The sequence below is a fragment of the Massilia hydrophila genome (assembly GCF_020208145.1).
Classification (GTDB): Bacteria; Pseudomonadota; Gammaproteobacteria; order Burkholderiales; family Burkholderiaceae_D; genus Telluria; species Telluria hydrophila.
The window spans coordinates 51,922-66,391 of the sequence record NZ_JAHYBX010000004.1; the positions used below are offsets into that span (position 1 = coordinate 51,922).

General features: G+C 65.9%; 12 protein-coding genes. 6 read left to right on the top strand and 6 right to left on the bottom strand.

The features are described from left to right. Nucleotides 1-4: 4 nt before the first annotated feature. From LE190_RS12175 to LE190_RS12185, 3 genes are all read left to right on the top strand, one after another. On the top strand, nt 5-1,003 hold the full coding sequence (locus LE190_RS12175) for a succinylglutamate desuccinylase (protein WP_225238953.1): 999 nt from the start codon (nt 5-7) through the stop codon (nt 1,001-1,003). Nucleotides 1,004-1,109: 106 nt separating this feature from the next. Further along, on the top strand, nt 1,110-2,222 hold the full coding sequence (locus LE190_RS12180) for an NADH:flavin oxidoreductase/NADH oxidase (protein ID WP_225238954.1): 1,113 nt from the start codon (nt 1,110-1,112) through the stop codon (nt 2,220-2,222). A 139-nt stretch (nt 2,223-2,361) separates the two neighbouring features. Then, complete coding sequence (locus tag LE190_RS12185) at nt 2,362-3,234, top strand: head GIN domain-containing protein (RefSeq protein ID WP_225238955.1); 873 nt, start codon at nt 2,362-2,364, stop codon at nt 3,232-3,234. A gap of 101 nt (nt 3,235-3,335) precedes the next feature. Here the strand turns inward: LE190_RS12185 and hmpA are convergent, their stop codons facing one another. Next, a complete protein-coding gene (gene hmpA, locus LE190_RS12190; RefSeq protein ID WP_225238956.1) occupies nt 3,336-4,523 on the bottom strand; it encodes an NO-inducible flavohemoprotein in 1,188 nt (395 codons plus the stop codon). Nucleotides 4,524-4,749: 226 nt separating this feature from the next. Here hmpA and LE190_RS12195 point away from each other — a divergent pair, with 226 nt between their 5' ends. Together LE190_RS12195 and LE190_RS12200 are read left to right on the top strand one after the other, a co-directional pair. Further along, the gene (locus tag LE190_RS12195; protein WP_225238957.1) at nt 4,750-6,219 is read left to right on the top strand and encodes an APC family permease; all 1,470 of its coding nucleotides are present in this window, start codon (nt 4,750-4,752) and stop codon (nt 6,217-6,219) included. Nucleotide 6,220: 1 nt separating this feature from the next. Continuing rightward, a complete protein-coding gene (locus LE190_RS12200) occupies nt 6,221-6,886 on the top strand; it encodes a CatA-like O-acetyltransferase (protein WP_225238958.1) in 666 nt (221 codons plus the stop codon). Here the strand turns inward: LE190_RS12200 and LE190_RS12205 are convergent. From LE190_RS12205 to LE190_RS12220, 4 genes are all read right to left on the bottom strand, one after another. Beyond that, entirely contained in the window at nt 6,849-7,931 is a 1,083-nt protein-coding gene (locus LE190_RS12205; RefSeq protein WP_225238959.1) for an alpha/beta hydrolase, read from the bottom strand. The two genes, LE190_RS12200 and LE190_RS12205, sit on opposite strands and share 38 nt — an antisense overlap. A 144-nt stretch (nt 7,932-8,075) precedes the next feature. Continuing rightward, nucleotides 8,076-10,241, bottom strand: a complete 2,166-nt coding sequence (locus LE190_RS12210) for a S46 family peptidase (RefSeq protein ID WP_225238960.1) — start codon at nt 10,239-10,241, stop codon at nt 8,076-8,078. Between the two features lie 142 nt (nt 10,242-10,383). Further along, the gene (gene cls / locus LE190_RS12215; RefSeq protein WP_307734701.1) at nt 10,384-11,583 is read right to left on the bottom strand and encodes a cardiolipin synthase; all 1,200 of its coding nucleotides are present in this window, start codon (nt 11,581-11,583) and stop codon (nt 10,384-10,386) included. Nucleotides 11,584-11,729: 146 nt separating this feature from the next. After that, complete coding sequence (locus tag LE190_RS12220; protein ID WP_020656446.1) at nt 11,730-11,999, bottom strand: GlsB/YeaQ/YmgE family stress response membrane protein; 270 nt, start codon at nt 11,997-11,999, stop codon at nt 11,730-11,732. Nucleotides 12,000-12,290: 291 nt separating this feature from the next. Between LE190_RS12220 and LE190_RS12225 the strand changes: the two genes are divergently transcribed. After that, nucleotides 12,291-13,802, top strand: coding sequence for a hypothetical protein (locus tag LE190_RS12225; protein ID WP_225238962.1), 1,512 nt, complete (start codon nt 12,291-12,293; stop codon nt 13,800-13,802). Between the two features lie 75 nt (nt 13,803-13,877). Here the strand turns inward: LE190_RS12225 and LE190_RS12230 are convergent, their stop codons facing one another. Beyond that, nucleotides 13,878-14,453, bottom strand: a complete 576-nt coding sequence (locus LE190_RS12230) for a YceI family protein (RefSeq protein ID WP_225238963.1) — start codon at nt 14,451-14,453, stop codon at nt 13,878-13,880. Nucleotides 14,454-14,470 lie beyond the last annotated feature (17 nt).

Below are 14,470 nucleotides of genomic sequence, written 5' to 3' on the forward strand. Positions count from 1 at the left end.
GCCGATGAGCAGCGCCGCAAACCCTGCGCTGCCGGAAGCGGTGCGCGTGCTGGCCGAGGGCGACTTCGGCGCGGTCGCGCAGCGCTTCGCGGAGGCTGGCTTCACGGTCGCGTTGCCAGCGCCCGGCATCCTCACCGTGAAAGGCGCTGCGCATGCGCAGCGCCCGAGCGTGCTGGTGTCGGTGGGCGTGCATGGCGACGAGACCGGACCGATCGAGATGGTGGCCTGGCTCGTCGAAGCGTTGTCGCGCACGCCGCAAGCGCTGGCGGTGGACCTGATGCTGTGCGTCGGGAACATCGATGCCATCGCCCGCGGCCAGCGCTTCATCGACGCGGACCTGAACCGGATGTTCCGTGCGGACCGCGGGCCGCTGGCCGGTACCGCGGAGTCGGCGCGGGCCGATGCGCTGGTCGCCGCCACCTGCGCCTTCTTCGAAGCTGCGGGACCGCAGCGCTGGCACCTCGACCTGCACACGGCGATCAGGCCCTCGCACTATCCGATGTTCGCGATCGTGCCCGAGCTCATCCCCGACACGCCGCGCCAGGCGCTGCTCGGCTGGCTCGGCCAGGCGGCGATCGGCGCTGTCATCATGAACCCGAAGTCGGTCGGCACCTACAGCTACTACTCGAGCGAGCATCATGGCGCGGCCGGCACCACCGTGGAGCTGGGCCGGGTCGGCACGCTGGGACAGAACGACCTGGCGCAATTCGCTGACGCCTCGGCGGCACTGGACCGGCTGCTGCGCGGCCTGCCCGGTATTCCAGCCAAGGCGGCGCCGCACGTGTTCGCGACGGCGCGCCAGGTGATCAAGCTGTCCGATGCCTTCACGATGTCGGTCGGACGCGAGACCTGGAACTTCACGCCGATGAAGAAAGGCGAGGTGATCGCGACCGATGGCGACACCGTGTACCGCGTGGAGCATGACGAGGAACTGGTCGTGTTCCCGAATCCGGATGTGCGGATCGGCCTGCGCGCGGGGCTGATGGTCACGCGTATCGGCTGAGCATATGGACAAGGGGAAGCATTGCTTCCCCTTTTTTCCAGGCAAGCTCGCAGCATGGAACCCATCGCCACGCTAGACTGAAACCTTTGCCCCGAGCGGAGGTGTCATGAGCAGCATGCTTTTCTCCCCAATTACCCTGGGTCCCCTCGCACTGTCGAACCGCATCGCGATCGCGCCGATGTGCCAGTACTCGGCCGTTCTCGGCCTGCCGACCGACTGGCACATGATCCACCTGGGGAACCTCGCGCTGTCTGGCGCCGGCCTGCTCATCATCGAAGCGACCGCCGTTACGCCCGAGGGACGCATTTCCCCGGAAGATCTGGGCCTGTGGACCGATGCCCACCAGGAAGCGCTGGCGCCGGTCATTCGCGCCATGCGCCAGCATTCCCCGATCAAGATCGCGATCCAGCTGGCCCACGCCGGCCGCAAGGCCTCGACCGAGGTTCCGTGGGCGGGCGGCGCCCAGATACGGCCGGACCAGCCGCGCGGCTGGCAGACCGTGGCGCCTTCGCCGCTGGCCCATGCGGACGGCGAAGTGGCGCCGCTGGCGCTCGACGCAAACGGGCTGGCGCGTATCAGGGCCGGTTTCGTCGACGCGGCGCGGCGCGCGCATGCGCTGGGCCTGGACGGCATCGAGCTGCATGCCGCCCACGGCTACCTGATGCACCAGTTCCTGTCTCCGCTGTCGAACAGCCGCGGTGACGATTACGGCGGCTCCCTGGAAAACCGGATGCGCTTCCCGCTCGAGGTATTCGAGGCGGTGCGGGCCGCCGTGCCGCGCGCGATGGCGGTGGGCGTGCGCATCTCGGCCACCGACTGGGTCGCGGGCGGCTGGGAAATCGAACAGAGCCTGCGTTTCGCCCAGGAGCTGAAGGCGCGCGGCTGCGACTTCATCCACGTCTCGACCGGCGGCCTGTCGCCGCTTCAGGAAATCCCGCTCAAGCCCGGCTACCAGGTCGATTTCGCGCAGCGCATCAAGGGGGCGACCGGCATGCCGACCATCGGCGTGGGCCTGATCACGGAGGCGCAGCAGGCGGAAAGCATCCTGCAGCAGGGGCAGGCGGATGTGATCGGCCTGGCGCGCGCCATGCTGTACGACCCGCGCTGGCCCTGGCATGCGGCGGCCGAACTGGGCGCGCAGGTATTCGCGCCGCCCCAGTACTGGCGCTCGCAGCCGCGCGAATACAAGACGCTGTTCGCCGCCACGCGCACCGGCTGAGCGGTGCCGGCGGCGGTGTGCAGCCGCAACTCAGCCGCAGCTCAGCCGGTGTTTCCTGCAGCCTGTCGCATGGGCGGGGCGGCAGAAGAGGGGGCTTGCTAGAGTGGGTGAATCGACAACCACCTGAAGGAATCCCGTCATGCGCAAGCTCCTTGCCCTTGCTTCCCTTGCCGCCCTTGCCTCCACGCTGGGCGGCTGTGCCATCATCGTGACGCCCGGCGAGGGCGATGCGCGCATGTACTCGGTGTTCAGCGACGGCGCCGTCGAGGGCGACGGCATCGCGGCGCGTGACCAGCGCCAGGTGGCGGCGCATGGCGAACTGGAAGTGAACGGCCCGGTGCAGGTCGAGGTGCGCGTCGGTCCGGCGCCTTCGCTGCTGGTCGAAGCCGACGCCAACCTGCTGCCCTATATCCGCACCGAAGGCCGGGGCAATACGCTGAAGATCGCCTACGACCGCCAGCTGCGCAGCAAGACCCCGGTGCGCGTGGTGTACACGACCCCGCGCCTGAGCGCCGTGCGCGCCTCCGGCTCGGGCCAGGTCGCGGTACGCGAGCTGGCCGGCGCGCCGCTGGATGTGCGCAAGAGCGGTTCCGGGACGGTCGCCCTCTCGGGCAAGGTGGACAGCCTGCACGCGCGCGTCAGCGGCTCGGGCGTGCTCGATGCCGCTGCGCTGAGCAGCGCCAGCGCCGACCTCGGCCTGGCAGGCTCTGGCCGCATGCACATCGGTGCCATCCGCGGCGACTATGCGCGCGTGAGTGTCGCCGGTTCCGGCGTGCTGCAGGCCGGCGGCGCCGTGCGTTCGCTGAATGCGCGCGTGGCCGGCTCCGGCAGCCTCGACCTGGCTGCGCTGGCGACCCAGGATGCCGACCTGGCGGCGGACGGTTCGGGTGGGATTCGCGCCACCGTGAGGCAGTCGCTGGTGGCGCACGGCGGCGGCTCGGGCGGAATCCAGGTGTATGGACACCCGGCGCAGCGCAGCGTTACCGGCCGTAACGTGCAGCTGCTGGATTGATGTTGGTAGCGACCACGCGGTGATACGCGAACGGTGCTTCTTCGCAGCAGTGCTGGCGATCGTCGACCGCGTGGGCAGGGGACCTGCCCACGCTGCGAAAATCAGAGCAGGTTGTCCAGCAGGTCCGGCCCGAACACTTCGCGGTGCAGGCGGCCGGCCGGTGCACCCGCCGCCAGCAGCGCATTCCATTGCGCCTGCATGAAGGGCAGCGGACCGCACAGGTACACGTCGGTCTCGGTGCGCGGCCAGGACGGCAGGCGCGCCAGTTCCATCTTGCCCTTCAGGGCGCCTTCCGTTTCCGTCTCCTCGTAGAACGTCACCACGTGCAGGTGTGGCATGCGCGCCTTCGCGGCGGCGATGTCGGCCTGGTGCGCATGCTGGGCCGGGTTGCGGGCGGCGTGGGCGAAGATCACGCGGCGCTGCGGGTTGACCATCGCGATGCGGTTCAGGGCGGAAACCATCGGCGTGATGCCGACGCCGGCCGAGAGCAGCACCACCGGTTCGTTCGACTCGGTGTCCGGCAGGAAGTCGCCGAAGGGGTGGATCACGTTCAGCACGTCGCCCACGTGCACGTTGTCGTGCAGCCAGGTCGACACTGCGCCGGCCGGATGCGCACCGCCATCCTCGCGCTTGACGGAAATGCGCAGGCTGTCCTTGCCTGGCGCATCCGACAGGCTGTACTGGCGCAGCTGGCGGCGGCCATCGTTGAAATCGACCGCCACGCTCAGGTACTGGCCAGCCTTGAAGGGCGGCAGGGCGCCGCCGTCCAGCGGAACGAAGCGGATCGACACCACCTTGTCGCTCTCGCGCGCGACTTCGGTCACGCGCATCGCACGCGTTTCGCCCGGCTGCACGCCGGCTTGCTCGTACATCTTCGCTTCCGCATCGATCAGGAGGCGCGCCAGGGAGGTATAGGCTTCTTCCCACGCCTTGAGCAGCGGCTCGGTGGCGGCGTCGCCCAGCACGGTCTTGATCGCGCCCAGCAGGTGGTGGCCGACGATCGGATAGTGGTCGGCACGGATGCCCACCGCGGCATGCTTGTGCACGATGCGGCTCACGACCGGACCGAGGGCCGCGGCATTGCCGATGTTGGCGGCATAGGCGAACACCGCCGAGGCCAGTGACTGCTGCTGCACGCCGCTGGCCTGGTTCCCCATGTTGAACAGGTTTTTCAGCTCCGGATGGGCGTCGAACATGCTGCGGTAGAAGGTGGTGGTGATGGCCAGGCCGTGCTCGCGCAGGACGGGAACGGAAGCGTCGATGTAGGGGCGGGAAGCGCTCGAGATCATGGTGGTTATCCTTTAATGATGCATTAATTATACATGTTTAATGCCAAAAAAATGGTCCGGACTGGCAGGGCGAGTGCAGTGCGGACGCGCTCATTGTAGCAAAAGATACTGCCGGAATGCATCTTTAATCAAACAAATTTATTGGGGTGATGCAAAACCCCTATAATCGCTGGTTTGATTGGTGCTTTATTAAGAGTGCCGACATGAGACAACCAAAGGACCTGCCGTGAATCTGACCCTGGGCCAAAAGCTGATCCGTACTAAACAGGCTGAACAGGCTGAACGCCACCATGACGACGCGCATGGCGGCGGCCTGCAGCGTTCCCTCGGCCTGTTTCCGCTGACCATGATCGGGGTCGGGGCCACCATCGGTACCGGCATCTTCTTCACGATGGTGGAAGCGGTGCCGAAGGCCGGCCCGGCCGTGATCCTGTCCTTCCTGCTGGCCGCGCTGACCGCCGGCCTGACCGCGCTGTGCTATGCCGAACTGGCGGGCCGGGTGCCGGCCGCCGGTTCCTCGTATTCCTTCGCCTACGCCACCGTGGGCGAGTTCGCCGCCTTCATCGTGGCCGCCTGCCTGCTGCTCGAATACGGCCTGGCCGGCAGCGCGGTGGCGATCGGCTGGTCCGACTACCTGAACAACTTCCTGATGAACGCCTTCGGCTGGGAGATTCCGGCCCACCTGCGCTCGCCGATGTTCGTATCAAGCCACCATAACGTCCACTTCAGTCCCGGCAACTTCAACCTGCCGCCGGTAATCCTGATCGCCATGTGCTGCATCATGCTGATCCGCGGCACCAAGGAGTCGGCCACGACCAATGCCATCATGGTGCTGGTCAAGCTGGCGATCCTGGTGTTCTTCGCCATCATCGCCTTCACCGGCTTCGACGCCGCCAACTTCACGCCCTTCTTCAGCCCCGACCCGGACAGCGGCTACGTCGGCATGGCCGGCGTGACCGCCGCCGCCGGCACCGTGTTCTTCTCCTTCATCGGCCTGGACACCATCGCCACCGCCGGCGAGGAAGTGAACAACCCGCGCCGCAACGTGCCGATCGGGATCCTGACGGCGCTCCTGATCGTGACCGTGTTCTACCTGCTGGTGGCGGTGGCGGCAGTGGGCGCCCAGCCGGCCCGCATGTTCGCCGGCCAGGAAGCCGGCCTGTCGGTGATCCTGCAGAACGTGACCGGCAAGGCCTGGCCGGCGCTGGTGTTGTCGGCGGGCGCGGTGGTCTCGGTGTTCTCGGTGACCCTGGTGACGATCTACGGCCAGACGCGCATCCTGTACGCGATCAGCCGCGACGGCCTGATCCCGAAGACCTTCCAGAAGGTCAACAAGCGCACCCAGGCCCCGGTCAGCAACACCATCATCGTCTGCCTCGTGGTGGCCACGGTGGCCGGCCTGGTGGACGCCACCTTCCTGTGGGACATGGTGAGCATGGGCACCCTGACCGCCTTCATCGTGGTCTCGATCGCGGTGCCGGTGATCCGCGCCAAGCAGGGCCGCGGCGAACCGGGCCACTTCCGCGTGCCCTTCGGTCCCTACGTGATCCCGGGGCTGTCGGTGTGCGCCTGCCTGTACATCATGAAGGACCTGTCGCCGGCCACCTTCCGCGTGTTCTTCATCTGGATGGCCGTGGCCGTGGCCACCTACTTCCTGTACAGCGTGCGCCACAGCCGCCTGAACAAGCCCCAATAAAATGCAGGCATTCGAGCGGCGGCGCGACCGCTTCGCGCTGTTCGATGCGATGGACAGCGCCGCGGTCAACATCTGCTTTCCGCTCGCGCTGCCGGACTTCCGGCCCTGGTGCCGCGAGCAGGGCCTGGCGCCTTTCCACGTGCTGCTGTGCGCGGTGCTGCGCGCCGTACTGAAGGTGGACAACTTCCGCTACCGCGTGCTGGGCGGTGAGGTGATCCGCATCGAGCGCCTGATCCCGTCCTTCACGGTGACCAACCAGTACCATGACCTGAACTTCGCCCAGTTCGACTGGAGCGACGACCTGCGCGAATTCGTCGCGCGCGGCATTGCGGCGCGCGAGGCGGCCAGCCGGATGGAAGCCCTGAACATGGAATACGCGGCGCGCACGCCGCTGCAGGCGAAGGAGCAGGTGTTCGTGACCTGCATTCCCTGGCTCGCCTTTACGGCGATCCAGCATCCAAGCGCTTCGCTGGCGCAGCCGGACATCCCATCCTTCGCCTGGGGCAAGTACCGCGAGGCCCCGCATGGCCGCCTGGAGCTGCCGTTCTCGGTGCAGGCCCACCACGGCTTCGTGGACGGCTTCCACATCCACCAGCTGGCGCAGCAGATCGCGGCCGAGCTGGACGTGATCATCGCGCCAGGGGCGCCACCACCTCGAGCAGGCTGACCAGAAGCTTGCCCGGCTCTTCCCACGGAATCATGTGGGCCGAGCGCTCGAACCAGACGATCCGCTTGTAAGGCGCGTCCACCTTGTCCATCCAGGCGACGGTGGGCGCGGCCGGTGTCGTGTAGTCGTGCCGGCCCAGGAACATCACGACCGGGATCGGGAAGCGCTCCACGTTTGAAAAATCCACCTCGAGGAACTCCGGCAGCACGCGCCCCAGAGTCAGCACGCTACCCTTGTCGATGTCTTGCACCTGGCTCGGGCTGTACTCGGGCGAGAGCAGGGGACCGCGGAAGAAATAGCCGGATTCGCTGCGGAAGGCGCTCAAGCCGCCGTAGTACTGCGGCCACTTGCGCGCGACGACGATGCGCTCGCGCGTGATCGGCTGGTCGCCCGGGTAGGGCGCGATCAATGCCATTTCCCCGAGCGCTTGCGCGTTGCGCTCGCGCCTGGCGCGCTCGTAGGCGTAGTCGAAGCTGATGCGCTCGTTCTCGCGCACGTTCAGCACCTGGCCGATGCCGACGTAGGCGTGGAACAGGTCGGGGCGCTTGAGGGCCGCGCGCATGCCGACGATGGTGCCCCAGCTGTGGCCCATCAGGATCAGCTTGCGCTTGCCGTAGCGCGCCTTCAGGTGCTCGGCCACCTCGATGGCGTCGTCGACGTAGCGCGCGATGCGGATGGTAGCGGCCACCTGCGCGGGATCGGTCTCGGCATAGCTCTTGCCGGCGCCGCGCTGGTCCCAGTTCACGACCGTGAAATATTCCTCGATCGGGCGCTGGAACTGCCACATGGTCGGCGTGACGGGCGAGGCCGGCCCGCCGTGCACGAACAGGATCATCGGGTTGTCGCGGTCCTGGCCGCGCACGCTGAGCCACTGGTCGACACTGCCGATACGGGTCTTGTACGCGTCCTGCACGCCGGTCGGCGCGCCGATGCGGTGCAAGTCTTCGATGATGGCGCGCGCCTTCGCGTACGGATCGCCGCTTTCCTGCGCCAGGGCGCAGGCCGATGCCAGCAGCGCGCCGATGAACAGCCATGCCTTCTTCATGTGTGCTCCTGTCGAGAGGGATGGAAGGAGCATAGCGCCATGCCGGCAGCCTGGCACGTTCACGAAGGATGCGTTGCCGGAAGCGAAACCGCCCGCCCAACGAAAAACGGCGCCCGAAGGCGCCGCAGGCGAAGCGATAGGTGCTTATTGCACGCCCATTTCCTTCAGCAGGTTGTCGGCCTTGTCCACATGCTTCATGTTCCACAGCATGTAGCGGCTGTCGACCTGGATCGAGCGGGTCATGGCCTTGTTGAAGTCCCAGTCCGAGATGATCGAATCCAGGGTACCGTCGAAGGCCAGGCCGATCAGCTCGCCCTTCGAGTTCAGCGCGGCCGAACCCGAGTTGCCGCCGGTGATGTCCAGGGTCGCCAGGTAGTTGACCGGCACGGTCTTCAGCTTCGGATCGACGTACTTGCCGAAGTCCTTGGCCTGGATCGCCGCCAGCTGGGCTGCCGGTGCATTGAACTCGCCTTCGCCGGTGTGCTTGGCAACGATGCCTTTCGGGGTCGTGAACGCGGTCCAGCCTTCGGTGCCGTCGGCGCCGACGTTGCGGCCCATCACCTTGCCGAAGGTGACGCGCAGGGTGCCGTTGGCGTCCGGATAGACGGCCTGGCCACGGCTGTTCATGTAGGCGATCTTGGCGCGCATGTAGTTGCCATAGGCTTGCTGGATCTTGCCGGCGCGTTCTTCTTCCTCGGCTTCTTCCTTCAGGCCAGCGTCATACATCGCCACCGCGGCCTTGATGAAGCTGTCGTTCGAGGCCTTGAATTCGGCCGGCGACTTGTTCAGCCATGCGCTGCGCTCTTCCTTGCTGGCCAGCTTCGAGCCGGCGTAGATGCGGTCCAGCGCGGCCTTCAGCTCGGCGTCGCTCATGCCCGGCTTGATGCCAAGGGCGGCATCAAAGGCGGCGTCATGCTCGTTGGCCGGCTGCGCGTTGTACTTGCTCAGGAAGTTCAGCACCAGCGCCTTGTCGACTTTCTCGTCGTAGGTGCGGTCCTGGCCGGCGATGACCGAATTCCAGCGTGGCAGGTCGCGTTCCTGGAAGCCCGACTTGCGCTCGGCGTCTGGCTTGGTGCGCTCGTTGGCCAGGCGGTACAGCGAACGGGCCGAGGACAGGAACTTCGGCTGGGCGTAGCCCAGGTAGAAACCCTTCTTGGCGCTGGCGTCGCGTTCGGCGATCAGCTTCTCGGCCTGCTCGATGTCGGCGGCATACTGCGCCTTGCGGGCCGGGTTGGCGTTGACCCAGGCCTTCATGGCATTGTGTTCGGCCGTCTTACGCTGCAGGAAATCGCTGTTCGCGTACGAGGTCAGCATGCCCTTGCGGTTCTTGTAGTAGTTGTTGACGCCGGCGACCTGGCCTGCGTACTTGAGCTTGGCGGCCGGATCGTTCTTGGTCTCGCGCTCGATGATCGCCAGGGTCTCGCCCGATGCCGCAACGAAGGCCGGGTAGTTCCAGGTGAAGGTCGATTCGACTTCCGACGGCAGGCGGTGGCGGTTGGTGCGGCCCGGATAGCCCAGCACCATGACGAAGTCGCCTTCCTTGGCGCTGGCGCCCGGATCGGCGATCTTCAGCACGTGCTTCGGCTTGTACGGCACGTTGTCCTTCGAGAACTCGGCGGCCTTGCCATCCTTGCTCACGTAGGCGCGGTAGAAGCCATAGTCGCCCGTGTGGCGCGGCCACATCCAGTTGTCGGTATCGCCGCCGAACTTGCCGACGCCGGCCGGCGGTGCGTGCACCAGGCGCACGTCGCGGATTTCGAGCTGCTTCAGGCGGTAGAACTCGAGGCCGCCGTAGAAGCTGGCCACGGTGCAGCGGTAGCCGGCCGTCTGTTCGCATTCGGCCACCAGTTTCTTCTGGTTCTTCTCGATGGCGTCGATGCGTGCCTTGCCGTTCAGCTTGGCGACGTCCGGGGTGATGATCTGGTTGGTGACGTTGGCCACTTCCTCGGTCACGTAGACGCGGCTGCCCGGCGCGGCCGGCAGCTCTTCGCCCAGGGTCTTGGCCAGGAAGCCGTTGGCCAGCAGGTCGCGTTCCGGGGTCGAGTTGACCGCGATGCTGTTGTACACGCAGTGGTGGTTGGTCACGACCAGGCCCTGCGGCGAGACGAAGGAGGCCGAGCAGCCGCCCAGACTCACGATCGCGCCCATCGGGAACTCGGTCAGCTTGGTCAGGGTGGACGGATCCAGCTTGAGGCCGGCGGCTTTCAGTTGCTTGGCTACTTGTGGCAGCTGCTGCGGCATCCACATGCCTTCGTCCGCGTGTGCGGCGAAGCTGGTCAGGATGGCCAGCGAGAGGAGGGTCTTTTTCATTCGCGTTTATCTATAGGGAAGTGGGAACTCTTGGGCTCCGCGGAGCATCCAAGAGTATCCGTAACCCCATACATATCGTCAACCAGTATTTCTACGCGAAAAATCGAATGTTTACCTAGAGAAAAATTTCCCTGTCCGATCTTTACAGCTGTTTTCCGACCAGTGAAACCACGGCCGTACTGACCCGTTGCCACCACGGACGGCGCGCGAAGCTGGCCGGGGTGACCCGGGTCGAACGCTGCCAGTCGGCTTCGAACAATTGTTCGTGGCGCTGGGCGAAGGCTTCGTCCATGATGTTCAGATTGGCTTCGTCGTTCAGGCTGAAGGAGCGGTTGTCGAAGTTGGTCGAGCCCACCGAGACCAGCAGCGAATCGACCACCAGCGCCTTCACGTGGTACATGGTGGGGTTGTACTCGGCGATCTGGACCCCGGCCGCCAGCAGTTCCGGCCAGCGTTCGCGCGAAGCGGCCTTGACGAGGTCGGAATCGATGATCTTGCCGGGCGTGATAATGCGCACCCGCACGCCGCGCTTGGCGGCCGCGATCAGGGTGCGGATGGTCAGGTCGTCCGGCACGAAGTAGGCGGCCGACAGGTCGATCGTCTTGCTGGCCGCGGTAATCGCCATCAGGTACATCAGGTGCATGCTCTCGCTGCCGCCGGTGGGCGAACTGGAGAACATCTGGGCCGGCTTGTCGCCTTCCGGCTTCAGGGCCGGGAAATAATTGGGCCCGTCGAGCACTACGCCGGTTGCCTTGGTCCAGTTGTCGGTAAACACGGCCTGGATCTGGCCGACCACCGGACCTTCCACGCGATAGTGGTTGTCGCGCCAGTGGTCTTCGTCCTGGGCGTTGCCGCGCCACTGGTCGGCGATGCCGACCCCGCCGGTGAAGCCGACCTTGCCGTCCACCACCAGCAGCTTGCGGTGGGTGCGGTTGTTCAGGCGCGCCAGCTTCCACCAGACCGGCTTGTGGTAGCGCTGCAGGAGCACGCCGGCATCCTTCATCTCCTTGATGAGCGCGTCTTCCATCTTCATGCTGCCCAGGAAATCGAGCATCAGGTGGACCTTCACGCCGGCGCGTGCACGCTCGATCAGCGCATCCGAGAATTCGCGTCCGATCGATTCGGACCAGTAGATGTAGGTCTCGAAGGTGATCGTCTTTTCGGCCTGGCGGATCGCTTCCAGCATGGCCGGGAAGATCGCGTCGCCATTGACCAGCACCTCGATCTTGTTGCCTTCGAGGATGGGGGGACCGAGCAGGACGCCGAGTGAGCGGCGCATCTGCGGGTCGTGGGTGTCGTATTGCCTGGCAAGTTGTCGCTCGATCTGTTTTTCACTGGGCATGAAATTCAGCGCGAGAAACCCGACAATCAGGGTAACGATGCACGTGATTAATACTGTCCAGAACATGTTTGATCGCATATCGATTAACGACATAAAAAAACCAACGCATGAAGCGTTGGTTTTTAAGAAAGGCTATCCACTAGGGATTAGCGAACACGACCGCGACGCAGCAGGTTCACGATCGCGAGCAGGATGACAGCGCCCAGGAACGAAACCAGCAGCGAGGACACGCTGAAGTCGTCGGAGTTGATGGTGCCGCTGCCGAACAGCGGCGACAGGAGCCAGCCACCCAGGAAGGCGCCAACGATACCAACGACGACGTTGAGAATCATGCCCTGTTCTGCGTCGGTCTTCATGACCATGCTGGCCAGCCAGCCCAGAATGCCACCGACAACGATCCAAATGATGAATAACATGGTGTACCTCCTTCAAGTGTAAGAAAACATACCCCCAGGCCGGTTGAATTGCCGTGGCCATGGAGAAAAGTCTAGAGACCAGTCCCCATCAGGTCGGTGCGGCAACGAACGTTAGACGGCGAATCTCCGGTCCCGTTCTTGATCGCCGGCCCGCCCGTCGAATGGCTCAGCAGAAAGAAGTGAAGAAGGTGCGTCAGCGAACAGAAGAGGTCCGGCCCCGGGCATAAGGTTTCAACACTTGCAACCCAATATTCTTCTTGCAGTCACCTGAACCTTTTGAAAGGATTCGCCATGAGCAGCTTCGATACGAATAACAATACCAACCAGAATTCCCGCATGGTCACCGGCCTGTTCCCGGACCGTGCCAGCGCAGAGCGCGCCTATAGCTCGATTTCGACCCGCGGCTATGGCAAGGACGACGTCAACCTGATGATGTCGGACGAAGCACGCAAGACCCACTTCGGCGACACCGATACTGAACTGGGCAGCAAGGCTGCCGAAGGCGCCGGCATCGGCGCCGGCATTGGCGGCACCATTGGCGCCGTCCTGGCCGGCATCGCCGCCGTCGGCACTACCCTGGTACTGCCGGGCCTGGGCGTGGTCGTGGCCGGCCCACTGGCCGCGGCCCTGGCCGGCGCCGGCGCCGGCGGCATCACCGGCGGCCTGATCGGCGCACTGATCGGCGCCGGCATTCCGGAAGACCGCGCCGCCCACTATGAAGAAGGTATCAAGCGCGGCGGCATCGTGATGGGCGTGAACGCCCGTTCGGACGACGATGCGCGCCACATCCAGCAATCGTGGACCGATAGCGGCGGCACCCACATCATCGGCACCGGCGTCGGCGCCCTGGGCGGCGCCGCGGCGGGCGCGGCCATCGGTTCGGCGGCCGGCCCGGTCGGCACCGTGGCTGGCGCCGCCATCGGCGCGGTCACCGGCGGCATGGCAGGCAAGGGTGTGGGCGAAGTGGTTAACCCGAAATCGGGCGACGACCTGTCGGAACACTACCTGGCCAAGGGCGTCGGCGCCGGTAGCGGCGCGGCCGTGGGCGCGATGGCTGGCGCAGCAGCCGGTCCGATCGGCATGGCGGCCGGTGCGGTGGTCGGCGGCCTGGCCGGCGGCGCAGCCGGCAAGGGCGCGGGCGAAGTCGTGAACCCGAAGGCGGGCGACGAACTGCACGACCATAACCTGGCGCAGGGTGTCGGCGGCGCTGGCGGCGCCGCGGCCGGCGCCGTTGCAGGTTCGGTGGCGGGCCCGGTAGGGGCCGCGGCCGGCGCCGTGATCGGCGGCCTGGCCGGCGGTGCGGCGGGCAAGGGCACGGGCGAGGTGGTCAACCCGAAAGCGGGCGACGAACTGCATGACCACCACCTCGGCACCGGCGTCGGCGCCGCTGGCGGCGCGGCGGTCGGCGGTGCGGTGCTGGGTGGTGCGGTCGGCGGCCCGGTGGGCGCGGTGGCCGGCGCCGGCATCGGCGCGGCGGTGGGCGGCATGGCCGGCAAAGGGGTGGCCAAGATGGTCAACCCGCAGGCCGAAGACGCCCACTGGCGCAATGCTTACCAGACCCAGCCGTACTACACCCCCGGCTACACCTACGACGACTACGCTCCGGCCTATGCGCTGGGCTACAACTCGGCAGGACGCTACCCGGGCGGCTACGACATGCACGAGAACGAGCTGTCGACCGAATGGGAACGCACCAAGGGCAATTCGCGCCTGAGCTGGGAGCAGGCCAAGCACGCTTCGCGCGCCGCATGGCACAAGGTCGAGCACGCGATCCCGGGCGACGCTGACCGCGACGGCCGTTAAGCGCCCGTCCAGCCCGGCATAGAAAAAGCCCCCGGCGCCTCACGGTGCCGGGGGCTTTGTCGTGGTGGGCGCGAATTACTGCTTGACCGCTTCCACCTGGATCGCCAGCTTCACTTCCGGCGAAAACTTCGGCAGCCCGAAGTTGATGCCGAAATCGCTGCGCTGGAAGGTCGCGCTTGCATCTGCGCCGCACACTTCGCGCTTGTTCATCGGGTGGATGATGCACTTGAAGCGGTTGATGGTCAGGGTCAGGGGTTTGGTCACGCCGTGCAGGGTCAGCTCGCCCTGGGCCGAGACCGGGACGTCGCCGTCGAAGGCGATCGAGTTCGCCTTGAAGGTCGCGGTCGGGAACTGGGCGACGTCGAAGATGTCGGCCTTCTTCGCATGCGCATTCATGCCTTCGTGGCCGAAATCGATGCTGCTGGTGTCGATGGTAATGTCGATGCTGCCGGTTTTTTTCGCGCGGTCGAGGGTCACCGTGCCTTCGGTCTTGTTGAACTTGCCGCGCCAGAGCGAGATGCCCATGTGGTCCGCTTCGAAACTCGGGTAGGTGTGGTTGGGGTCGATCTTGTAGGTGTCGGCGGCATAGGAGACGCCGGCGCCGAGGGTGCAGGAGGCCGCGAGGGCGGCGACCAGGTACTTGATGTTCATGGGTTTTTTCCTTGTGG